Genomic DNA, 20510 nt, shown 5'->3' on the forward strand with positions numbered 1-20510 from the left:
GCTCGGGGCGTCGGGAACCGGACGATTCCGCCTTCCATCGCCTGTCAGTATATAAGTGACGAGAACGGTCACGGCGCGATATATAAGCGGCGAGGACCGACCGCGACAGGATATATAACTGGTCGTTCCGCGGTCCGCGTCGATCCGGCCGGTTACAGCGCGTCGTCGATCGCGGCGGCGACCGTTTCGGCCTCGTAGTTCTCGGTCTGCGTCCCGTCGACGAACACGGTCGGAGTCTCCCCGACGCCGCGGGCGACACCCTCCTCTCGGTCGGCTTCGAGCGCGCCGTGTGCGCTCTCGTGGTACGCGTCCGCCATCGCGGCACACGGGTCGTCGCCCGCGGCCTCCGCGGCGGCACCGATCGACTCCAGGTCGTAGCTCCCGTGTGACTCGTAGATCGTCGAGGCGAACGCGAAGAACGCCTCGTCGCCCTCGCGAACGCCGACGCCGCGGGCCGCGCTCGCGACGGCGTGTGCCCAGTCGTCGTCGACCGGGATCGGGAAGTCCCAGTGCTCGTATCGGACGGTTCCGGGGTCGACGTACTCCTCGCGGATCGTCGGGAAGTGATCCAGTTTGTACGTCGCACAGTGTCCACAGGTGAAGTCCTCGAACGCCCGGACGACGACGTCCGCGTCGGGGTCGCCGATGACGGCGCGGAACTCGGCGTCCGGGGTCATCGGCTCCTCCAGCTCGCAGTCGTACGGACCGGTGTCGGACGAGTCCGGCCCCTCGTCGCCGAGACAGCCGGCCGCGCCGACGACGCCGCCGGCTGCGATCCCGGCGAGCAGGGTTCGTCGCGTGTGCTCCATACGCCCGGTTAGGCGGCGAGCCATTTAATCACAGCGAGGCCGGTAGCGCGTGTCACCGAACACACCCTGATCGCGAGCCCCGAACGCTTTTGCCGGCTCCCGGCGACCCTCGCGTATGAGCGACTGGGACCTCGACCTGCGGGACGCCGAAGAGCAGATGGACGAGGCGTTCGCCGCGGGTGGGGACGTCGTCCTCGGCGTCCTGGACGGGACGACCGACGACGAAGAGTGGGTGCGAAGCGTCGACTACGGCAACACGCTGGTGTTGTCGATCGACGGCGACCTCAACGAGCTCGCCGCCGGGTTCGCCCGCGAGGTGAAGGACATGGGCGGGGAGCTGATGCATTTCCGCGGGTTCCTCGTCGTCACGCCGCCGGGAACGAGCATCGACACGGACCGGCTCGCCGGGGAGTGACTTCCCCGGCGGCGACTCACTCGTCGTCCGCGAGCCGCTCCAGCGTCTCCCGGGCGTTCTCGACGGCGGTCGCCTTCTTTGCGGGGTACGCCTCGACTTTCGCGCGAACGGTTATTCCGGGACCGAGCTCCACGTCGCCCCGGAACGCGGCCTGTTTGTCGAGCCGCAAGAACAGCGCACAGTTGTCGTCGACACGCTGGTCGAGCTCCGCGAGCACGCGGTCGAGGTCCTCGAGCGTCGCGAGCCGGTCGAGCACGTGACGCATCCCGTCGGCGACCTCGATCCGCGCGGACAACACGACGATCCGGTCCCCGTGGTGGCCGACGTTCTCGATCCGGTCGATCTCCGCGTCTTCGGGGAGCAGCGACCGGAGGGCGTCCTCGACGCGTTTCTCGTCCTCGGTGGCGTACGAGAACGTCCGGAGGTCGACGTAGTGGAACGGGACTTCGGGCATCGCGGGGTGAAAAGCGTGTTACTCCTCGTCCTCGACCGCTTCGAGCGAGTCCTCCGGAACGCCGGTCTCCTGTCCGTCCTCGAAGCTGACCGTGTAGGTCGCGTCGCCGAACATCGTCTCCATGACCTGCGTGATCGTGCCCGACTCGCCGTCGTACTCGCTGTGTTTGTCGTGGAGAACGACCTCGTCTTCCTTCTCGAAGCTCATGGTCGTTCGTTCCGCCGGGACGCTTAAAAGCGCGCGGATCGCTCGCCGGGAGCGGCCGGCACGGAACCGACCGCCGGATCACCAGACGAGCAGCAGCGCGACGGCGAGCGTCACCGTCAACACCGCGCCGACGACGAGGAACACGAGCGCGCTGTCGACCGCGAACGCGAGGGCGATCCCGAGCCCGACCGCGAGGAACCCCAACAGGAGTGCGGCGATCCCCCCGCGTTCGATGAGCCGGTCGAGCGCCGCCCCCGCCTGTTGTGACGGGGGTTGCGCGGGTGACCGCTCCGGTGGTTTCGAGAGCCGCTCGTCGACGAGGACCTCGTCCGGGGCCTCCTCGGCCGGCAGCTCGATCATCACGTCGACGTACACCGAGTTCGACCCGTAGCCCGTGACGACCTGGAGCTTCCCTCGGATCGGCTCGTCGACGTCCCGCTTCGAGACGTGGATCCGCTTGACTCCCTCGTCCTCGACGAAGTGGTTCACCTCGTCGATGGTGACGACGCGATCCAGGGTGTCGTCGAACCGGAGATGGACATGGGTCGAGCGACCGCGGTTCGCCAACGCGATCGAGAACGGTTTCGTCGTCGTGAACCGGTCGGGAGCGTCGATATGGTGCACCCCGTTCCCGTTCAGTTCGACTTCGAGAGTCGGCACGTGTGGACCCTCACACCCTGGTTTAAAAAAGATTTATTCCATCCGAGGGGTTTTCCGGCAGTCTGCTCCGCTCGCGTCGGTCAGGCCACCGCCTCGCGTTGGTTAGGCCGCCGCTTCCTCGTCCTCGCGCATGTCCGGCGGGAGGAGGTTCGGGATCCCGTCCTCGATCGGGTACGTCTCGCCGCACTCGGTACACGTAAGCGTTCCCTCCAGGATCTCCTCGTCGTCGCGCTCGTCGATGTCGAGCTCCAGCTCTCCCTTGTCGAGCGGACAGCAGATCACGTCCATCAGGGACTCCTTCATGGCCTCGGGTTCGCGCGGACCGCTCAAAAGCCTGCGGGTTGCGGGTCGAACCCTGGAGCCGACCGTCGATGGCAACGCCTTTGCCCGGCGGTCACGGCCGACTCGGTATGGGGATCCCGTCGGAACGGATCGACCGGCTGTTCGGGCTCGCCCGGGAGGCGGTCGTCGACGACGAGTACGACCGTGCCCGGACGTACGTCCGCCTCGCCAGACGGATCGCCGAGCGGAACCGCTGTGGCGTCCCCCGCGAGTTCGAACGGAAGACCTGTGACGGCTGTGACGTGTACCTCCGGCCGGGGAAGACCAGCCGCGTCAGGCTCGGACCCGGCCGCGTCGTCGTTCGGTGTCGCGAGTGCGGCGAGACCGGCCGGTACCCGTACGACTGACGAGTCGATATCCGTACGACTGACGAGGCGGTGTGCGGCCCAGTCCGCCTCACCGCCTCGAAGGCGATCCGACCCGGTTCACTCTCCGGGCGTCCGACCCGCGGACAGCGCCTCCAACACGCTGGCCGTACCGTCCATGAACCCCTCGTCGAGCACGACGTCCGCGGCGTCCCGGGCCGCCGCGTCCGCGTTGGCGACGGCGTAGGCGTCGCCGGCGACCCCGAACGTCGACACGTCGTTCTCGCTGTCGCCGACCGCGACGAACGACTCCGGATCGAGCTCGAGCGCCTCGGCCGCCCGAACGAGCCCGTCGCCCTTGTTCACCGACGTCGATTTGACGTGGAACGCGTAGCCGGTGTCGACGACTTCGACGTCGGGGACGTCGGCCGCGACCTCCCGAAGGAGCGCCTCGTCGGCGTCGGTCGAGAGCGCCACCTCCGTCTCGCGCCACCGGTTCACCGTGGTGTCGTCGCCCCACCCGATCTCGCCGCCCCGCTCCTCGAACGCCTCGACGACGGCGCGGGGTCGGTCGGGGTCGGCGAGGAACGTCGTCTCGTCAGCGACGTGGACGACTCCGCCGTTCTCCGCGATCACCTGCGGCGGAAGCCCGAGAAACGTCGCGAGCGCGACGGGATACGGGAACGCCTTGCCGGTCGCGATCACGACCGGGGCGTCCCAGTCGGGGAGGAGCTCGAAGACCCGGCCGTCGATCCGGCCGGTCGGCGTCGTCAACGTCCCGTCGATGTCCAACGCGAGGGGTGGAACCATACCGGACACTCGGGGGCGGGGGACGCAACTGTCTTCCGCTGTTTACCGACCGCGCCCTTACCCCGGCCGCGCCTTTACCCCGACCGCGCCGCGCGGTCGAACAGCTCCCGAAACACGAGCGTCGGGAACCGCGGGACGAGCCGACTCGGCGGTCGCCCCTTCCCGGCGCTTCGCTCAGCCGTCACGCGGTCGAGCAGCCCCGCGTCCGCGAGCTCGTAGAGCACGCGTCGGACCGTCGACGCCGACAGCTCGACGGGCTCTCGGGAGGCGATCGTCTCCGTCGCGGCGTTCACCGACGAGCGATCCCGCTCGGGGAGGCTCACGAGCTCGTACAGCAGCCGTTTCCGGCTGGCGGAGAGCGCGAGGACGCGGCCCAACGCGGCGCACGGTTTCGGGACGCCGTCGATCCCCGCGTCGAGGTCACGCGGTCGAACCGTCGAGACGCCCGCACGCTCCGCGTTGATCGCCGCCCCCGTGATCGCCGCCAGCGCGTCGTGGGCGTCGCCGCTGGCCCACTCGGCCACCTCGCGGATCTGGTCGTGGGTGAGCGCGTTCCGGCCGAGGCCGGTCGAACACCGGCTCGTCAACAGCTCGACAAGCACGTGTCGGCGGTACGGATCGAACGGGACGGCGACGTCCGGTTCCCACGCGATGGCGTCGGGTGGGTCGCGCCCGAGACACACCGGGACGATGTGACCGCTCACGTCGGCCAGCCATTCGACGACGGTGGTCGCGTCGGGCGTGTCCGGCTCGTTCGTGTGATCGATGGCGACTACGACGTCCGTTCCGGTGCGAACCGTGTCCCGTAGCGACTCGGCGAGGTCGTCGGTGCCGACGCCGTGGTCGGGGACGTCCTCGTCGGTCACCGCCGCGAGCGTGTCGTGGTAGACGCCGAACCGCGTCGGGGCGGCTCGGGGATCGACGTACACGAACTCCGGCAGACCGGTTTCTGGCGCGCGCGTCGACGTCTGGATGGCGCGCCGTGGACCGCTGTGGGCCGCGAACCGGTCGAACAGCGCGGAAACGACCGCCGACTTCCCGCTTCCTTTCGGCCCGTGGACGTACACCGGCGGCGGGAGCGACCCCGAGAACGCCGGGTGGAGCGCGTCGAGCAGCCGTTCGAGCGCCGGCCCGCGACCGATCGGCGAGTCGACGTGGGAGACGGGCGAGACCGCGTCGACGTCGACGAGGACGCCGCCGGACGCGTCATAGCCGAGACGCCGCTCGATCCGGTCGTCGATGTTCACGGTCGTCCCTCCGTGTCGCTGATGCAAAACCGACACGAATCGCCGACGGAACGGGCACCGGAGTCGCCGTCGGTCGGCGTTACCAGTGGTCCGGCTTGTATCGGTTGATGAGAAGCGTCGAGACGAGGAACGCTATCGAGCTGATGACTGCAGCGCCGACGCCGACACTGAGTCTGAACGCGATCGGACCTGCCGTCACCGCGGTCACGACGACGGTTATGACGGACGCCACGATCAGAAGGTTCCTCCCGTCGCTCCGTTCGAACCCGAGTGGACCGGACATACACCTGAGTCACGCGCATGGGGATTAAAAACGTCCCGTCGACGAGCGCTCCCGTCCGCTGACGGAAGGGGATCGGGATCCGATAGAAACCTATTCCCGTATCGAAACTCCTTCCACGGCCATGTCGACCGAGCCCGCCGACACCGGTCTCCGGCGTATAAACAACCGAAGTAAGGCTGCGGCGGTCCTTGGGACGCTCGCTGCGTTCGGTGTCGGATTCCTGGCGATCGGCGAAATCCAGTTCGTCTCTGTCGCTGCCATCGCCGTCGGAATCGGAGTCCGATTCGGATCTATCTGGGTAGGAACGCGCGTTGTCGCCGACGTCGCTTCCTCGGATATCAGCGAGGAAGCGACTGCTGGACCGTATCACCACGGTGCCGCGGGGATCGCCCTCGCCGTCGGCGGCGTCGTCGCGCTGGTGGGTCGGTTCGTGGGCGGAGACGTGACTCTCGTAGCCGTGGTGGCTACCATCGTTGCAGTCGGCGGATTCCTCCTGCTGTCGAGACTGCTTCCCGAGTAAGCATCGGCGTGGACGGGAACTATCCACCAGTATCCGACCCGTGAGCACCGACTCGATGAGTCGCCCCGTCTTCGGAGTCATAAATAAAAAAGGCCGTTCCCGTTGCTGGCCGGGTTAGAGCCCCGTACCGGGGATCCAGACGCCCCAGTTGAGCAGTCCTGCGACGACCAGTAGTCCGAGCACGAGCGTCCAGACGACGATCGCGGCGGCCGGCGGGTCGAAGTGCGTGTCGGAGTGGGCGTAGAACACGCGCTGTGACGCCTCGCCGACGAGCGCGGCAAAGACGCCGAACACCGCGCCGAACAGCAGTGCCAGGCCGTCACCGAACAGGAGTGGAGCGGTCAGGTCCGCGGACTCGAGGCCAGTGATCTGCGTGATTCCCGGCTCCCACACGGCGAGGAAGGCGGTCGACCCCGCGAGCGTCATGTGGTGTGTGACCGGGATCTTGCCGATACCGAGATTCAAGAACAGCAGCGACGCGGCACTGATGCCGAAGCCAGCGAACACGGCGATGAGACCGTGCCCGCCACCGATCATGTTGTACGTGATGGCCGCCGACGCGAGCCCGGCGAAGAAGCCGATCGCCGCGACGTGAGACCACTTGTACATGTTCGGGAGCCACGGCTCGACGGCGAGGCGGTCCTCACTGTCTTTCTCGCCATCGCCCTTCACTTCGCCCGGCTCACGCATCTCCTCGCGCTCGAACGGTCCCATATCGAAGTAACCGTTCGCCTTGTCGCTGACTTTCCCGATGATGCTGTACCCGAAGACGACCCGGACGACGATCGCGCTGATCACGATGCTCACCGGGATCGGATCGACGGGTAGGGCGAGCTGACGGGACAGCTGCTCAAGCACGACGCCGAAGACGCCGAACACGGCACCGACAGCAAGAATGTCCGGTTTACTCCCCAAAGCGACGGTGATGTCCTTCGCGTTATGGAAGTCGAATCCGGACTCCATATAGCCCTTGTTCGCCGCGTAACCGGCCGCTGCGACACCGCCGGCGAAGGAGACGTGCGGTCCGAAGACGGTCCCGAACCCGACGTCGACGCCGAAGCCGCCACCACCGAGTGACCCGGCAGTCACGAGGAAGCCAGTGAAGACGAAGGCCGGTAGTGCACCGAGTGCGGCGCCGAACGCACCGCCGGCGAGGGCACCGAGGACGACACCCGGATTGGTCAGGGCGTCGATCACGTCCCCGGGATCGCCGGGCTGGTATCCGACTTGGAGGAGCGAATCCGTAACGAGCGCCAGCTCCGAGAGCAGCTCGAGGCTCATCTATTCGTCCTCCTCGTCGCGAGCCCAGTCCTTCGAGCGCTCGACCGCCTCGCTCCAGCGACCGTACCGGCGGTCGACGTCGCTGCGGTCGTCGTCGGGGGCGAACTGGCGGTCGATCTGCCAGTTGTCGCGGAGCTCGTCGACCGTCTCCCAGTAGCCGACGGCGAGGCCGGCGGCGTACGCGGAGCCGAGCGCGGTCGTCTCGTCGACGACCGGGCGGACGATCTCCGTGTCCATGATGTTCGCCTGGAGCTGACAGAGGAAGTTGTTCTTCACCGCGCCACCGTCGACGCGGAGGCTGGTGAGGTCGATGTCCGCGTCCTGCACCATCGCCTCCGTGACGTCACGCGTCTGGAACGCGATGGATTCGAGCGTCGCCCGGACGAGGTGGGACTTCTCCGTCCCACGGGTCATCCCGACGATGGTCGCGCGTGCGCGCTGGTCCCAGTGTGGCGCGCCGAGCCCGGTGAACGCCGGGACGAAGTACACGCCGTCCGTCGAGTCGACGGAGCGGGCGAGCTCCTCGGTCTCGGCCGCGTCGTCGATGAGGTCGACCTCCTCGAGCCACTCGATCGCCGCGCCGGTCGCGAAGATCGCCCCCTCCAGCGCGTACTGGATGGGTTCGCCCGAGCGCTGGAAGCCGATAGTCGTGAGCAGGCCGTGGTCGGACTTGACGGCCTCCTCGCCGGTGTTCATCAGGAAGAAACTCCCCGTTCCGTAGGTGTTCTTCGCGTCGCCCGCGTCGAAGCACGTCTGACCGAACAGCGCGGCCTGCTGGTCACCCAGCGCACCGGCAACGGGTACGGACGCGCCGAGGAAGCCGTCCGCGTCGGTCGCGCCGTACGTGTCCTCGTCGGAGGACGGTCTGACCTCCGGCAGCATCGCCTCCGGGATCCCGAACTCGTCCATGAGCTCGTCGTCCCACTCGGCGTCGCGGATGTTGTACAGCATCGTCCGCGACGCGTTCGTCACGTCCGTGATGTGGTTACCCGTGAGCTTCCAGATGAGCCACGTGTCGATCGTGCCGAAGAGGATCTCGCCGTCCGCGGCGCGGTCCTCGATGTCCTCGGGCCGCGAGCGCTGGAGCTTGATCGGGTCGGAGTTCGCGAGCAGCCACTCGGCTTTCGTCGCCGAGAAGTACGCGTCGACCTCGAGTCCGGTCTTATCGCGGATCGGCTCCTCCCAGCCGTCCTCCTTGAGCTCCTCGACGCGGTCCGTCGTCCGACGGTCCTGCCAGACGATGGCGTTGTGTACCGGCCGCCCGGTCTCCGCGTCCCAGAGCACCGTCGTCTCGCGCTGATTGGTGACGCCGAGCGCGTCGAGCTGGTCGGGTCCGATGTCCGCACGGGAGAGTGCCTGCTGGATCACGTCCTTCGTGTTCTCCCAGATCTCCATCGCGTCGTGTTCGACCCATCCGGGCTCCGGATAGATCTGTTCGTGTTTCTCGTAGGCGTTCGCGACCACCTGCCCGCTGTGGTCGAACACCATGAATCGTGTACCTGTCGTCCCCTGGTCTATCGCACCGACATACTGTGTCATGTGTTGGATCCCTCCTGCGGTGCCGTCCGGCCGCGACGATGCCGCGACATATCTTTACGGAAGCCACCGCGCCGTTCGTGAACATAACGTACTACCATAATAATCTTCCTATTAAAATCCGGATCCGAACAATGCTCAAAAAGTATTTCGGCAGAAAATCGCATGACTGCGAGGCCTTCCCGGGCGAATAATCGTTCCTGATAGTTACGAACGGTTCCGGGGAGGAGGTAAAGTAAAGTGCTCCCGGTCCAAGCGGTATGACATGGACGATCAAGTGGACGTCGTCGTGGTCGGGGGGGGATCGACCGGCTGCGGCGTGATACGGGACCTCGCGCGACGAGGGCTCGATGCCGTCCTCGTCGAGAAGGGGAACCTCACGCACGGGACGACCGGGCGGATGCACGGGCTGCTCCACAGCGGCGGTCGGTACGCCGTCTCGGACCAGAAAAGCGCGCGCGAGTGTATCGAGGAGAACATGGTCCTCCGGGACATCGCCGGCCACTGCGTCGAGGAGACCGGCGGTATGTTCGTGAAGCGTCCGGAGGACTCCGAGGAGTACTTCCAGGAGAAGTTGGAGGGGTGTCGCGCGTGTGACATCCCCGCGGAGGTGATCGACGGCGAGGAGGCCAGACGACGGGAGCCGTACCTCGCTCGCGACGTGGAGAAGGCGATCGTCGTTCCCGACGGTGCGGTCGACCCGTTCCGGCTCTGTGTGGCGAACGCCGCCGACGCCCGCGAACACGGCGCACGCGTGGAGACCCACGCGGCGGTTACCGACGTGCTGATCGAGGACGGGGAGGTCGTCGGCGTCGAGATCGAACACGACTCCGGCCCGGGCAAGCGGGTCCACCGCGAACCGGGGACGACCGAGGAGATCCGCGCCCGCTACGTCGTCAACGCGACCGGCGCGTGGGCGGGCCAGATCGGCGAGATGGCGGGCGTCGACGTGGAGGTCCGCCCCTCGAAGGGCGTGATGACCGTCATGAACACCCGGCAGGTCGACACCGTTATCAACCGCTGTCGGCCGAAGGGGGACGCCGATATCGTCGTCCCGCACGAGACCGCCTGTATCCTCGGAACGACCGACGAGGAGGTAGACGATCCCGAGGACTACCCGGAAGAGGAGTGGGAGGTCGACCTGATGATCGAGACGCTCTCGGAGCTCGTCCCGGCGCTGAAGGACGCTCGCACCCTGCGTTCGTTCTGGGGCGTCCGACCGCTGTACGAGCCGCCGGGGACCGGCACCGACGACCCGACCGACATCACGCGCGACTACTTCCTGCTCGATCACGACGTGCGCGACGACCTGCCCGGGATGACGAGCATCGTCGGCGGGAAGCTCACGACCTACCGGATGATGGCCGAGTCGATCACCGACCACGTCTGTGAGAAGCTCGACCACGACGCCGAGTGCGACACCGCAGACGCGCCGTTACCCGGCTCGGAGGACTTCAGCGTCCTCCGCGAGTACATGGACGAGTTCGGGCTTCGGTCGCCGGTCGGCCGGCGGTCGGTCCAGCGACTCGGCTCTCGGGCCGACGACGTACTGAAGGGCAGCGACCCGAACCCCGTCGTCTGCGAGTGTGAGGGCGTTACCCGCGCGGAGGTCCAAGACGCGATCGAGGGGGCGGGTTCGGACCTGAACGCCGTCCGCCTTCGCACGCGCGCGTCGATGGGGAACTGCCAGGGCGGGTTCTGTACCCACCGGATCGCGGCAGAGCTCACCCAGGAGTACCCCGGTCCGGTCGTCCGCGACGCGGAGGACGAGCTGTACCAGGAGCGCTGGAAGGGCCAGCGGCACGCGCTGTGGGGACGCCAGCTCTCCCAGGCGATGCTGAACCACATGCTCCACGCGACCACGATGAACCGCGACGGCGACCTCGCGACGACGGACGCGGAGGTCGATTTCGGCGCGTTCGACGCCGGGCCGAGTGCGCCGAGCGACGGGGTCGGCTCCGGCGACGACGCCGCGTCCGGGGTCACCGCGACCGACGGGGGCAACGATGGCGATCGATAGCGACGTCCTCGTCGTCGGCGGCGGGCTCGCCGGGATCACGGCCGCGATATCGGCGGCCCGCGAGGGCGTCGACGTCCGACTCGTCTCGCACAAGGCGAGCACGCTTCGACAGGCTTCGGGACTGATCGACGCGCTCGGCTACGTTCCCCCCACGGAGCCGGCGAAACCCTTACGCGAGGGGCCGCCGACCGCCGGCCGCGGGGTCGACCCGGACGAGTGGCCCGACCCGGACGGACCGCTCGCCGACCCGTACGAGGCGATCGGTGACCTCCCCGAGACGCACCCGTACCGGCTGGTCGGGGGCGACGCGCTCCGCGACGGGCTCGCGCTGTTCGACGACCTCGTCGGCGACGCGTACCTCGGGGGCCACACCGACCGCAACGCGCTGGTTCCGACGTTCGGCGGGGCGGTGAAACCCACGGCACGCTACCCGAAGTCTGCGGCGGCGGGGGTCGCGAGCGACGACCGCCCGACGCTGATCGTCGGGTTCCGGTCGCTCACGGAGTACGACGCGCGATCGTTCGCGGACCGGCTGGCGGCGTCGGGCGTTCCGTTCGACGTCGCGGGTGTCGAAGTCGAGTTCGCGGAGGCGTTCCGTGCCGACGCGAAGATAACGCGACTCGCGAAGGCGCTCGACCGCGATGAGGCGATCGACGGGACGCCCGCTCGGGAGGCGTTGGCGAAGGCGGTCGCCCCACACCTGCACGACGTCGTCGACGATGAGGGGGGCGTCGACCGCGTCGAACGCGTCGGCTTCCCGGCGTTCCTCGGCGACGACGAGGGTGCGGACGTGCGCGCGGATCTCGCCGACCGACTCGGTGCGGACGTCTTCGAGATCCCGATGGGGCCGCCGAGCCTCCCCGGGCTCCGGCTGGAGGACCGGCTCTACGACGCGCTCGACGCGGAGGGTGTTCGGTTCGAGACCGGGACGCCGGTCGTCGACTACGAGACGGACGCGAACGGTGATATCGAGCACCTGATCATGAACCGGAAGGGGAGCAAGGTCCCGTACGGCGCGGACACGGTCGTGCTCGCGACCGGCGGGCTGGTTGGGAAGGGGCTCGATTCGGACCGTGACGGGGTCCGCGAGCCGGTGCTCGACTTATACGTGCCGCAGCCCTCGGACCGCTACGAGTGGTTCGTTGACGACGCGTTCGGCGAGCAGCCGTACGCTAGGTTCGGGGTACGGCCCGACGATCGGTTGCGGCCGCTGGACGAGTCGGGGGCTGTGGCACACGGGAACGTGCGTGTCGCCGGCGCGGTCGTCGGCGGGGCGGACGTCGCACGGGAGAAATCGGCGAGCGGCGTCTCGCTCGCGACCGGCTTGGTGGCCGGACAGGAGGCGGCACGGGAGGTTCGACAATGACACGAGAGACAGGAACCGACGACACGGACGGGGGAAGCGACATCGACGAATCGACCGAGAGCGAGGCGGCGGAGCGGCGGGCCCAACCGAACGTCCCGGAGATCGGGCGCGACGAGCAGCCGTCGATCTTCGTACCGGACGATGGCGAGGGGACCGACGCCGAAGCTGACGCTCGAACTGAGACCCGGACCGCCACCGACGGGGGCCGCGCAGCTGACGACGCGGCCACTAACGGGGGACGCGCAGCTGACGACGCGGCCACCGATGGCGGCGTCGAGAGCGCGACCGGCGGGAGCGACTCGCGCGAGCTCGACCCGCAGACGTACGACCCGATCGACGTGTTCCCTGAGGGGGAGCTCGACCTCCGTGACGGCGCGGACTCCTGTTACAAATGCACTTCTTGTGACACGTCGTGTCCGGTGGCGGAGGTCGACGACGAGTTCCCCGGGCCGAAGTTCCAGGGGCCGGAGCAGTGGCGGCTCAAGCGGAAGGACGACGCCGACATCGACGAGTCGATCTCCTCCTGTTCGAACTGTATGCGCTGTGACGACGCCTGTCCGTCCGGGGTGCCGCTCTCGCAGATGCACAACGAGGCGCGCGGGCAGTTCGTCGAAGAGCAGATGGAGAAGCTCTCCGTGGAGTACGTCCGCAACCGGATCTTAGCGAACTACCGCACCTCCGCGCGGCTGGCGAGCATGGTCCCGCGGCTCTCGTCGTTCGCGATGAACTTCGGGCCGGCGCGGTGGGTGATGGATAAGACGCTCGGGATCCCCAAAGAGCGGGAGTTCCCCGAGTTCGCGACGACGACGTTCCGCGAGTGGTGGCGCGACCGCGGCGGCGCGCAGGTGTCGAACCCGGACAAGCGGGTGGCGTACTTCCACGGCTGCTACTCGAACTACAACACGCCGGAGGTCGGCAAGGCCATGGTCCGCGTGTACGAACAGTTCGGGTACGAGGTGATGGTGCCGCCGCAGAAATGCTCCGGCACCCCGATGTTCGCCAACGGGATGTTGAAGGACGCTCGCCGGCACGCCGTGACGAACGTCGAGAACCTCGTCGAGGCTATCGGCGACGGCGCGGACGTGATCGCCTCGTGTACGTCGTGTTCGATGTCGCTTCGCCAGGAGTACCCCGAGCTGTTCGACATCCACGGGATCGAGGACGTCTCCGATCACACGTTCGAGGCGCTGGAGTACCTCCGGATCCACGAGGACCTGACCGGCGCGCTCGAGGAAGCCAGCCCCGACGACGAACGCTCGTACGCGTACCACGCGCCCTGTCACGCCCGCAACCAGGGGCTCTCCCGGCAGGCCGTCGAGACGTTCCGCGATGTCGACGGCGTCACCATGGAGGACGTCGGCGACTCCTGTTCAGGCATTTCAGGAACGTACGGCTGGAAGAGCGAGAAGTACGAGAAGTCGATGGAGATCGGCGAGGAGATGTTCCACCACATGGAGGACGCCGAGGGCGAGGTGGGGATGACGGAGTGCCCCACCTGCGCGATGCAGATGGAACACGGCACGGGGTACGAGATCGAACACCCCCTCCAGCTGTTGGAGGACACGCTCGTCGCCTGACGGGTCGTCACGCTACCGGATCGAGACGGCGTCGGTGCTGTCGGTTCCCGACCGACTCCGACGGACCGTTCCGTTTTCACCGCCGATAACGGGAGACGAACGCTTATCTTCGACGGATCCCGAGGCAGGGACGTGACGCTCGCGCAGCTCGTGGACCGTTTCGAGACGACGGAGCGATCGATCGTCGTCGTCAACCGTACCGATCCCGACCCGGTTCACGACATGCTTGTGGATACGTTCGGCGACGACGCGGTTCGGGTGGTCGAACGGGATCTTCGGCGGGAGGGATCCCCGGAGGGAACGACTCGCGACGACGACTTCGCGGCACGCCACGACGTCGACGGCGTCCCGCTCACCGGTGACGGGTCCGTCGACGTCGAGATCCCCGTCGACGTCGAGGTACCCGTCGATGTCGAAAACCTCGTGTTGTTGGTCGAGGACGGACGGGTAGTCGCGGAGTCTACCCTCGAGGAGCTCGGCGAGGCGGTGTTGTTCGTGAACTCTGACCTGTACATCACTGGGACGCGCTCGCTCGACGAGCTCGAACTGCCCCGAGTGATAACGGGGCTCGAAGACACGGTATTCTCGCTGCGCGGATACCCGGAGTCGAACCGACAGAAGCTGTTGTTGATCACGATCTCGCGGTTCATCGAACGGGCCGCGTGGACGGCTGGGGACGGTACGATCCGCTCGTCGTTCCAGCGACTCTCGCGGATCGACGACGAGCTGGGGACGCGCCGCGTGTACGAGCGGATCGGGGACACCGATGTGGACGCGCACCTCTACGGCGTCCCCGACGACCCGCCGATCGGGTTGGACGCGACGATCCACGGGGGCCGGAGCGTCGACTTCACCGACAGCTGGTTCGTCGTGTTCGAGCCACCGGACGGGTTCGGTAGACCGGCCGTGACCGACACCGCGGCCGAGTGTCCCGCGCGGGGCGACGGTGGGACGCCCGTCAACGACCTCCGGCGCGGCGTCGATGGCGGCGTCGGGCTGCTCGCCGTCGAGACGGAACCGCGCCTCTGGCAGGGGGTATGGACGTTCGACCCCGAACGCCTCCGACGGCTGACCGAGTACGTTCGGCGGAACCTCTGATCCGTCCGCCTCGCTCGCGCTGGTCGCGTGTGAGGTATATAAGGCGCTCGGCGGGGGTGCCAACCCGTGCGTTCATATCCCCTGGGCGGTGACGGGCGGCCATGTTCGCGGATCGTTCCGACCTCCTCGCCGATGCCGACCCGATGCGAGGGTACGGCGCAGCGGTGACGCCCGGTCGGGACGGTCCGATCCTGTTCGTCGCCGGGTACGGGGAGGCGAACCGACTCTACACGCGGGACGGCGACCGCTTCGTCGACACCGCCTGCGGGATCGTCGCCGATCGGGAACGCCACGCGATGGGGGTGTGTGCGGCCGACCTCGACGGCGACGGCTGTGAGGAGGTGTACGTTCACAACTGCGCCAACGGCGTCGGGATCGGCGGCGACTCCGACCTCCTTCTGGACCGCTTGGAGGCGGAGCGGTACCGCTGGACGGACACGTTCGCGCTGCCGGTGAACGCCGACCGGCTCAACTTCCGGGCGGGCCGGTCGGTTGCCGCGCTCGACCGTCACGGCACCGGACGATACGGTGTCGCGGTGGCGAGCTACGGCGCGCCGCTGGCGTTTTACGAGCTCGGCGACGACGGCGAGGCGTCCGACATGGCCGACGCGGTGGGGCTCGCCGTCGAGGCCGGCTGTCGCTCGCTGCTCCCGGGCCCGCTGTGCGGTGAGGGGACCGACCTGTTCGTCGGCGTCGAGGGCGGGCCGAACCGCCTGTTCCGCAACGACGGCGGACATTATCGACCCGTCGACGGCGGGCGCGACCTCGCCGACCCCGACGGCGACACGCGCGGCGTCGCGCTGGTCGACGAGGGCGGACGCTTCGCGCTCGCGCTCGGCAACTGGGAGGGCCGGAGCCGCCTGCTCAGGCGGGACGAGGACGGACGGTTCCGCGACGCGGCACCGCCGGCGCTCGCGAGCGCACGAAGCGTCCGCGCCGTAGTCGCCGGCGATTTCGACAACGACGGGCGAGAGGAGCTGTTCTGTAACGCGCTCGGCGTGTCGAACCGGCTGTTCGAGCGGGTCGATCCAGGGCGAAACGACGGTTCGGACCGAAACGCGGACGCGAGTCGGGGGATGCGGATCGGCGGCGGTGCCGGCCCGGACCCCGAACACCAATGGGTCCCCCGCGACCCGGGAGCGGCGACCGACTCGGAGGGGTTCGGGACGGGCGCAGTCGCCGCCGACATCGATGGTGACGGCGTACTCGAACTGGTCGTGATCCACGGTGAAGTGGCCGCCCAGCCGGTCCGCGTCTACGCGGTCCCCGGTGCGGCAGCGAACGGGTGGCTCCGGGTCCGGCCGACCACCGCGCAGGGCGCGCCGGCACGCGGGGCGACGGTTACACTGGAGACGAGCGCAGGGACACAGCGCCGCGTGATCGACGCCGGCGGCGGCTATCTGTGTCAGACGGAGCCCGTTGCACACTTCGGGCTCGGCGGGGCCGACCCACGAGAGGTCATCGTGCGGTGGCCGGACGGCCGTGATCGGACCCTACGCGAGCCCGCCGCGGACACGACCCACGACGTGGCACACCCGGCGGCTCGCGGCCGGTGAGCCCGGCACACCGTTTCCCGACTGGTCGGGAGCCCGCGCCCGGCCAGAACTGCCGCCCTTCGCGGGTTCAAGTGTGCGGAGGTCCTCGGACGGGTATGGTAGATCCGACCTCCGACCTCGAGGCGGACGTCGACGAGGAGTCCGCGCCCCGGTGTGTCGTCTGTGGCGGACCGGCGCTCGGCGTCGGTCGGCGAACCCTCACGTGGGTCGACGACGGCGAGCTGGAACGACGACAGTTCTGTAGCCAGGCGTGCCGCGACGACTGGGCCGACGAACGGCCGACAACCTGATCCGCCTCGACCGGAGCCGTCGGACCGAACGTCGTTCCGATATGCTCTGGAGACTCGACACACTCTGGAGACTCGACACACTCGGCGCGGGAGGCTTTTTTACTGCGGGGGAGAAACGTTCATCCATGATATCACTCGACGAGGCCGTGACGGCCCGCTTGGAGTCCCACGGCGAGCGCTTCGAGGTACTCATCGATCCGGACGCCGCGCTCGCGATGAAACGCGGGGAGTTCGAGGGGGAGCTAGAGGACGTGATCGCCGCCGAGGACGTCTTCGAGAACGCCTCGCGGGGGGACCGACCTGCCGAGGAGGACCTAGAGACGGTGTTCGGCACCACGGATCCGCTCGCGATCATCCCCGAGGTCGTCGAACGGGGTGAGATCCAGATCACCGCCGAGCAGCGCGAGGAGATGCAGGAGCGGAAACACCGCGAGCTCGTCACGACGATCACCCGCAACGCCGTGAACCCACAGATGGACGACTCGCCGCACCCGCCCGAGCGCATCGAGCGCGCGTTGGAGGAGGCGGGGTTCCAGATCGACCCCATGGAGCCGGTGGAGAACCAGGTCGATGACGCGCTCGAAGCGCTCCGGCCGGTCATCCCGATCCGGTTCGAGGAGGTGACGATGGCGGTCCAGCTCCCCGCCGACTACGCGGGCTCCGGCCAGGCGCAAGTTCGGGAATTCGGCGATCTCGAACGCGAGGAGTGGCAAAACGACGGTTCGTGGGTCGGCGTGTTGACGTTCCCGGCCGGGCTTCAGAACGACCTCTACGACCTCGTCAACGAGGTCACCTCCGGCGAGGGTGATGTCCGCGTCATCAAGGACAAAGACGAGCTCCGCACCCGGTGACAATGCGTCTCGGCATCGTCTCGGACACCCACGACGACCTCGCCGCGGTCGAGGCCACGGTCGACCTGTTCGAGTCCCGCGACGTCGACACCGTCGTCCACTGTGGCGACTTCGTCGCCCCGTTCTCCGTGACCCCGTTCGACGCCGACTTCGCCTTCCACGCCGTCCGCGGCAACAACGACGGCGAGTGGGCGGTCGAGTCGACCGTGGACTCGTTCGGGCGCTACCACGGCGAGGCCGGGACGCTCACCCTCGATCCCGATCACCCTAACCGCGAACCGGTCGAGGTCGCGGTCGTCCACGGGACGAGCGGAATCGTCGTCGACGCGCTCGTCGGCTGTGCGGAGTACGACTACGTGTTCCACGGCCACACTCACGCACACGGCGTGGAGGCGCGTGACGGCACCGTTCGGGTGAATCCGGGCGGGCTCCCGATCCCGGTCGACGGGGCGGACGACGCCTTCCACGTGGCGACGCTCGACACAGCCGACAGCGGCGTCGACGCGGTGACACACCACAGACTGGACGTGTGAGACCGGCGGGGCCGGGTGGGACGGGCGGACCGAACTGAAGCGAACGACACGTACTGAACGGAAGAGAAACGGAGCGGCCCAGTCGCGTCGCGATCTAGAACTGCTCGGCGACCGCGGCGACGACCGCGTCCTCGACGGCGTCGCGCTCGCCCGAGAGGAACTCGATCTTCCCCTCGCGGAGCCCGGCCGTCGAGATGTCGGCTGCGGGCGCTATTTCGGCCGCCCGGTCGGCCACGTCGCGGACGGAGAGATCGGTCGTCGCGCGGACGTACAGCTCGTCGGTCCCGATACCGACCGTCGCGAACGGGTCGCCGTTCGCGTGCCGGCGGTGGAGGTCGTCGAGGAGGAGCGGCGTCGGCGGGAAGTCGAACCGGTGGGTGTAGCCGTCGGTGTCGAGCAGCGCGAACTCGACGCCGTCGACGGCCTCCGTGACGACGTTCGCACTCGCGGTCTCGATCTCCGTTTCCAGCTTCTCGCGGAACTGCTCTGAGACGTGCGCGGCGAGGTCGCCGCCGTCCTCGAACAGCAGGTCCGTGATCAGCTCGCGTTTGTCTTGGTAGGACTGATAGTACGCCTCCAGGGCGATCGCTTCGCGGAGCTCCGCGACGCGTTCGAGGTCGTAACCGGCGTTGTGTGCGAGCTCGGCGTATCGCTCGGGGGTGTCGCTCCAGTAGCTCACCGCCGGTAGGTGGACGAGGTCCGCGCGAACCTCGTCGTTGACGGCGGACGCCAGCGACGCGGCGAGCGCCCCTGTCGAGAGGTCCGCGTCGACCGCGGCGAGCTCCGGCGACACGAGCGTGTCGACCGTCTCGCGGGTCTCGGGGTCCGCGACCGCGGCGTCGATCACGACGGCGTCGACGCCGTACACGGAGAGCAGTTCGAGGCCATCCGCCGACTCGACCGTCGACCCGGTGCCGACGAGGACGAAAAGCGGGAGTTTCTCGTCGTGTCGGTCCCGGTCCTGAAGCATCCGGGTGGCGTCGTTCGTCGCATCGTTCATCCCGTAAACGGGGTCCTCAAGCGGCCGACGGGTGAAGTAGTGGTACTCGGCGTCGCTCTTGGCGTGCTCCTCGCGGATCAGTGGGAGCGTCGCCCGCTCGATAGCCGCGCCCGCGACGTAGCCGTCGGCGGTGGCGGGATGGCGGACGACGACCGGCCGCGACTCGAGTACGGCGCGCCGGATCGCCTCGGCGGCGTCCAACAGTCCCTCGCCGAGCTCGGCGACCGCCTCGTCGCCGGCGAGCGGCTGCAGGCCTTCCGGACGCGCCTCGGCGGTGAGTGCCTCCGCCAGCCGGCGGCGGACGCCCTCGGCCTCGTCGCCCTCCAATATCACGAGCGCTTCCGTCTCCACCTGAATGTCGCCGCGGCGACGTTCGACCTCGCCGTCGAGCCGGATCGTGTCGCCGACCTCCACGTCGGGGTACGCCCGGACGCCGGGCTCGACGAAGGCGGCGGCGTCGACGACGCCCGTCTCGTCACGCAGTTCGAAGACGGTCGGTCCGCCGGTCTGGCGGACGCTCACGACCTCACCCTCCAGCCGAACCGCGTTGCCGACGGCGGCCTCCAGCGTCTCGATCGGGACGCGCTCCGGCGGTTCGTCGTCCGCGGAATCGGTGTCTACACTGTCGGCTTCGGCCGCGCCGTCCACGGACGCATCGTCCGTCGCGGGCTCCGTCGTGTCGGCGTCCCCGTGGTCGGCGGGATCAGCTGTCTCTTCGGCTGATTTACCGCGATGGGACGGATCCGCTGTCGATTCGCGTTCCGGTGACTCAGTGTCGTCCGCGCCGGTTCCGTCCGCGCCGTCCGCGTCGGTTCCGTCCGCGTCGTCGTCGGCCCCGGCGCTTTCCGCCGACGCGTCCTCCTCGTCGGTGTCGTCGTCCGCTTCCGACTCGGGGAGGTGTTCGGTTTCGGCCTCCTGAACGAGAGCACCGCGGAACTCCCGGTCGGCCTGCCGAATGGACCACGCGAGGTCGATGTTGCCGTTGTCGCGGACGCCTTTGACTTGGACGAACACGTCGTCACCGGGCTCCCAGTCGAGGCTGTCGAGGCGACGGTCGAGCTCGGATCGGTGGAGCAGACCGGTGATGCCCGGCGCGAGATCGATGAACACTCCGAACTCGGCGTATCCGTCGACAACGCCTCGATAGAAGCGATTCGCGACGAGTTGGTCCGGTGAGTCGCCGCGGAAGTCGAACACGACGTCCTCCTGATGGGGTCGGCAGATCCGACCGCCACCGTCGACGTCGGTACCACAGATGATACAGGATCCCATTTGAGTATACCGAGTGGCTCACGCCTAAAACGGTTGTCGAAACCCGGCCGGACCACGTTCGAACGTCCGCCGGATCCC

22 protein-coding genes are annotated in these 20510 nt (G+C 68.2%); 11 read left to right on the forward strand and 11 right to left on the reverse strand.

Features of this window, described 5'->3' with window-relative positions; all coding sequences use genetic code 11:
* Window positions 1–152: 152 nt before the first annotated feature.
* Entirely contained in the window at window positions 153–809 is a 657-nt protein-coding gene (locus tag ACZ5TV_RS11360) for a DsbA family protein (RefSeq protein WP_379780420.1), read from the reverse strand.
* A gap of 115 nt (window positions 810–924) precedes the next feature.
* Between ACZ5TV_RS11360 and ACZ5TV_RS11365 the strand changes: the two genes are divergently transcribed.
* Window positions 925–1224 carry a DUF5779 family protein gene (locus ACZ5TV_RS11365; protein WP_379780422.1) on the forward strand — a complete coding sequence of 100 codons (300 nt, stop codon included), beginning with the start codon at window positions 925–927 and terminating at the stop codon, window positions 1222–1224.
* A gap of 16 nt (window positions 1225–1240) precedes the next feature.
* On the opposite strand, the gene ACZ5TV_RS11370 is transcribed toward ACZ5TV_RS11365, so the two are convergent.
* The 4 genes from ACZ5TV_RS11370 to ACZ5TV_RS11385 all read right to left on the reverse strand — a co-directional run bounded on the left by ACZ5TV_RS11370 (window position 1241) and on the right by ACZ5TV_RS11385 (window position 2848).
* Entirely contained in the window at window positions 1241–1678 is a 438-nt protein-coding gene (locus ACZ5TV_RS11370; RefSeq protein ID WP_379780424.1) for an RNA-binding protein, read from the reverse strand.
* Window positions 1679–1696: 18 nt separating this feature from the next.
* Window positions 1697–1885, reverse strand: coding sequence for a DUF1918 domain-containing protein (locus tag ACZ5TV_RS11375; protein WP_379780426.1), 189 nt, complete (start codon window positions 1883–1885; stop codon window positions 1697–1699).
* A 78-nt stretch (window positions 1886–1963) separates the two neighbouring features.
* Window positions 1964–2545 (reverse strand): DUF7524 family protein, encoded by a 582-nt coding sequence (locus ACZ5TV_RS11380; RefSeq protein WP_379780428.1) that lies wholly within the window; start codon window positions 2543–2545, stop codon window positions 1964–1966.
* A gap of 102 nt (window positions 2546–2647) precedes the next feature.
* A complete protein-coding gene (locus ACZ5TV_RS11385; RefSeq protein WP_379780430.1) occupies window positions 2648–2848 on the reverse strand; it encodes a methytransferase partner Trm112 in 201 nt (66 codons plus the stop codon).
* A 107-nt stretch (window positions 2849–2955) separates the two neighbouring features.
* Between ACZ5TV_RS11385 and ACZ5TV_RS11390 the strand changes: the two genes are divergently transcribed.
* Window positions 2956–3234: a ribonuclease P protein component 4 gene (locus ACZ5TV_RS11390; protein WP_379780432.1), complete on the forward strand. Its 279-nt coding sequence runs from the start codon at window positions 2956–2958 to the stop codon at window positions 3232–3234.
* A gap of 78 nt (window positions 3235–3312) precedes the next feature.
* Here ACZ5TV_RS11390 and ACZ5TV_RS11395 read toward each other — a convergent pair whose 3' ends face one another.
* The 3 genes from ACZ5TV_RS11395 to ACZ5TV_RS11405 form a co-directional block, all read right to left on the reverse strand.
* The gene (locus ACZ5TV_RS11395; protein WP_464383852.1) at window positions 3313–4002 is read right to left on the reverse strand and encodes an HAD-IIB family hydrolase; all 690 of its coding nucleotides are present in this window, start codon (window positions 4000–4002) and stop codon (window positions 3313–3315) included.
* 74 nt (window positions 4003–4076) lie between these two features.
* Window positions 4077–5249 (reverse strand): Cdc6/Cdc18 family protein, encoded by a 1173-nt coding sequence (locus tag ACZ5TV_RS11400; RefSeq protein ID WP_379780436.1) that lies wholly within the window; start codon window positions 5247–5249, stop codon window positions 4077–4079.
* Between the two features lie 79 nt (window positions 5250–5328).
* Window positions 5329–5532: a hypothetical protein gene (locus tag ACZ5TV_RS11405; protein ID WP_379780439.1), complete on the reverse strand. Its 204-nt coding sequence runs from the start codon at window positions 5530–5532 to the stop codon at window positions 5329–5331.
* Window positions 5533–5653: 121 nt separating this feature from the next.
* Between ACZ5TV_RS11405 and ACZ5TV_RS11410 the strand changes: the two genes are divergently transcribed.
* Entirely contained in the window at window positions 5654–6052 is a 399-nt protein-coding gene (locus ACZ5TV_RS11410) for a hypothetical protein (protein WP_379780441.1), read from the forward strand.
* A gap of 114 nt (window positions 6053–6166) precedes the next feature.
* Here ACZ5TV_RS11410 and ACZ5TV_RS11415 read toward each other — a convergent pair whose 3' ends face one another.
* Together ACZ5TV_RS11415 and glpK are read right to left on the reverse strand one after the other, a co-directional pair.
* Complete coding sequence (locus tag ACZ5TV_RS11415; RefSeq protein WP_379780443.1) at window positions 6167–7333, reverse strand: DUF7973 family transport facilitator; 1167 nt, start codon at window positions 7331–7333, stop codon at window positions 6167–6169.
* The gene (gene glpK, locus ACZ5TV_RS11420; RefSeq protein ID WP_379780445.1) at window positions 7334–8872 is read right to left on the reverse strand and encodes a glycerol kinase GlpK; all 1539 of its coding nucleotides are present in this window, start codon (window positions 8870–8872) and stop codon (window positions 7334–7336) included.
* A gap of 262 nt (window positions 8873–9134) precedes the next feature.
* On the opposite strand from glpK, the gene glpA reads away from it, so the two are divergent.
* The 8 genes from glpA to ACZ5TV_RS11460 all read left to right on the forward strand — a co-directional run bounded on the left by glpA (window position 9135) and on the right by ACZ5TV_RS11460 (window position 18160).
* Window positions 9135–10889: an anaerobic glycerol-3-phosphate dehydrogenase subunit GlpA gene (gene glpA, locus ACZ5TV_RS11425; RefSeq protein WP_464383853.1), complete on the forward strand. Its 1755-nt coding sequence runs from the start codon at window positions 9135–9137 to the stop codon at window positions 10887–10889.
* Window positions 10876–12255, forward strand: coding sequence for a glycerol-3-phosphate dehydrogenase subunit GlpB (gene glpB, locus ACZ5TV_RS11430; protein ID WP_464383854.1), 1380 nt, complete (start codon window positions 10876–10878; stop codon window positions 12253–12255). Before glpA ends, glpB begins: the two co-directional genes overlap by 14 nt.
* Window positions 12252–13832 (forward strand): anaerobic glycerol-3-phosphate dehydrogenase subunit C, encoded by a 1581-nt coding sequence (locus ACZ5TV_RS11435; protein WP_379782461.1) that lies wholly within the window; start codon window positions 12252–12254, stop codon window positions 13830–13832. The genes glpB and ACZ5TV_RS11435 overlap by 4 nt, the downstream gene beginning before the upstream one ends.
* 132 nt (window positions 13833–13964) lie before the next feature.
* Window positions 13965–14930 (forward strand): hypothetical protein, encoded by a 966-nt coding sequence (locus tag ACZ5TV_RS11440; RefSeq protein ID WP_379782464.1) that lies wholly within the window; start codon window positions 13965–13967, stop codon window positions 14928–14930.
* A gap of 101 nt (window positions 14931–15031) precedes the next feature.
* The gene (locus ACZ5TV_RS11445; RefSeq protein WP_464383855.1) at window positions 15032–16486 is read left to right on the forward strand and encodes a CRTAC1 family protein; all 1455 of its coding nucleotides are present in this window, start codon (window positions 15032–15034) and stop codon (window positions 16484–16486) included.
* Window positions 16487–16581: 95 nt separating this feature from the next.
* A complete protein-coding gene (locus ACZ5TV_RS11450; protein ID WP_379783049.1) occupies window positions 16582–16776 on the forward strand; it encodes a DUF7576 family protein in 195 nt (64 codons plus the stop codon).
* 125 nt (window positions 16777–16901) lie between these two features.
* A complete protein-coding gene (locus tag ACZ5TV_RS11455; RefSeq protein WP_379783047.1) occupies window positions 16902–17627 on the forward strand; it encodes a ribosome assembly factor SBDS in 726 nt (241 codons plus the stop codon).
* Between the two features lie 2 nt (window positions 17628–17629).
* Window positions 17630–18160 (forward strand): YfcE family phosphodiesterase, encoded by a 531-nt coding sequence (locus ACZ5TV_RS11460; RefSeq protein WP_379783053.1) that lies wholly within the window; start codon window positions 17630–17632, stop codon window positions 18158–18160.
* Window positions 18161–18254: 94 nt separating this feature from the next.
* Here ACZ5TV_RS11460 and ACZ5TV_RS11465 read toward each other — a convergent pair whose 3' ends face one another.
* Window positions 18255–20432 carry a DHH family phosphoesterase gene (locus tag ACZ5TV_RS11465; protein ID WP_464383856.1) on the reverse strand — a complete coding sequence of 726 codons (2178 nt, stop codon included), beginning with the start codon at window positions 20430–20432 and terminating at the stop codon, window positions 18255–18257.
* Window positions 20433–20510 lie beyond the last annotated feature (78 nt).

Source organism: Halorubrum tibetense, assembly GCF_055396225.1.

Coding starts and splice junctions, on each gene's coding strand:
- ACZ5TV_RS11360 (WP_379780420.1), bottom strand. CDS start 809: ATGGAGCACACGCGACGAACCCTGCTCGCCGGGATCGCAGCCGGCGGC.
- ACZ5TV_RS11365 (WP_379780422.1), top strand. CDS start 925: ATGAGCGACTGGGACCTCGACCTGCGGGACGCCGAAGAGCAGATGGAC.
- ACZ5TV_RS11370 (WP_379780424.1), bottom strand. CDS start 1,678: ATGCCCGAAGTCCCGTTCCACTACGTCGACCTCCGGACGTTCTCGTAC.
- ACZ5TV_RS11375 (WP_379780426.1), bottom strand. CDS start 1,885: ATGAGCTTCGAGAAGGAAGACGAGGTCGTTCTCCACGACAAACACAGC.
- ACZ5TV_RS11385 (WP_379780430.1), bottom strand. CDS start 2,848: ATGAAGGAGTCCCTGATGGACGTGATCTGCTGTCCGCTCGACAAGGGA.
- ACZ5TV_RS11390 (WP_379780432.1), top strand. CDS start 2,956: ATGGGGATCCCGTCGGAACGGATCGACCGGCTGTTCGGGCTCGCCCGG.
- ACZ5TV_RS11395 (WP_464383852.1), bottom strand. CDS start 4,002: ATGGTTCCACCCCTCGCGTTGGACATCGACGGGACGTTGACGACGCCG.
- ACZ5TV_RS11405 (WP_379780439.1), bottom strand. CDS start 5,532: ATGTCCGGTCCACTCGGGTTCGAACGGAGCGACGGGAGGAACCTTCTG.
- ACZ5TV_RS11410 (WP_379780441.1), top strand. CDS start 5,654: ATGTCGACCGAGCCCGCCGACACCGGTCTCCGGCGTATAAACAACCGA.
- ACZ5TV_RS11415 (WP_379780443.1), bottom strand. CDS start 7,333: ATGAGCCTCGAGCTGCTCTCGGAGCTGGCGCTCGTTACGGATTCGCTC.
- glpK (WP_379780445.1), bottom strand. CDS start 8,872: ATGACACAGTATGTCGGTGCGATAGACCAGGGGACGACAGGTACACGA.
- glpA (WP_464383853.1), top strand. CDS start 9,135: ATGGACGATCAAGTGGACGTCGTCGTGGTCGGGGGGGGATCGACCGGC.
- glpB (WP_464383854.1), top strand. CDS start 10,876: ATGGCGATCGATAGCGACGTCCTCGTCGTCGGCGGCGGGCTCGCCGGG.
- ACZ5TV_RS11435 (WP_379782461.1), top strand. CDS start 12,252: ATGACACGAGAGACAGGAACCGACGACACGGACGGGGGAAGCGACATC.
- ACZ5TV_RS11445 (WP_464383855.1), top strand. CDS start 15,032: ATGTTCGCGGATCGTTCCGACCTCCTCGCCGATGCCGACCCGATGCGA.
- ACZ5TV_RS11450 (WP_379783049.1), top strand. CDS start 16,582: ATGGTAGATCCGACCTCCGACCTCGAGGCGGACGTCGACGAGGAGTCC.
- ACZ5TV_RS11455 (WP_379783047.1), top strand. CDS start 16,902: ATGATATCACTCGACGAGGCCGTGACGGCCCGCTTGGAGTCCCACGGC.
- ACZ5TV_RS11460 (WP_379783053.1), top strand. CDS start 17,630: ATGCGTCTCGGCATCGTCTCGGACACCCACGACGACCTCGCCGCGGTC.
- ACZ5TV_RS11465 (WP_464383856.1), bottom strand. CDS start 20,432: ATGGGATCCTGTATCATCTGTGGTACCGACGTCGACGGTGGCGGTCGG.